The 340-nt window shown below is 68.2% G+C and carries 1 protein-coding gene; it reads right to left on the bottom strand.

What is annotated here, in order from left to right; all coding sequences use genetic code 11:
- The coding region (locus tag ACTQ49_RS15065; RefSeq protein WP_441828645.1) for a tyrosine-type recombinase/integrase at positions 1-291 on the bottom strand (291 nt) is incomplete at its 3' end.
- Positions 292-340 lie beyond the last annotated feature (49 nt).

The following is a 340-nucleotide window of genomic DNA, read 5'->3' as shown; positions in this document are numbered from 1 at the left end:
CTGCCATGACGGGCGGTGGGCGATCCAGGTGTCGATGAGGGTCTTGAGGGCCGGGTCGAGGGGGATGTAGCGGTCGGTGTGGAGTTTCCCGACCGGGGTGCGCAGCCAGTAGCCGGTGCCGATCTGGACGACGGCGTTGATGCGTAGCCCGAGTAGTTCGCCGCGGCGCATGCCGGTGCGGGCCAGGATCTGGATCATCAACCGGTCGAGCTCGTCGGGTAGTTGTGCGGCGGCGGCCATGAACGCGGCAGCCCGGGCATCGTCGAGGAACTTCGGCAGGGGCTTGTCCAAGCGTGGACGGTCTTCCCGGAAGACCAGGGCGCGGGTGGGGACATCGGGA

It is taken from the genome of Luteococcus sp. Sow4_B9, from assembly GCF_052116585.1.
GTDB lineage: Bacteria > Actinomycetota > Actinomycetes > Propionibacteriales > Propionibacteriaceae > Luteococcus.
Note: the sequence above shows the minus strand (reverse complement) of the source record. Positions and strands in the feature narration are given on the sequence as shown.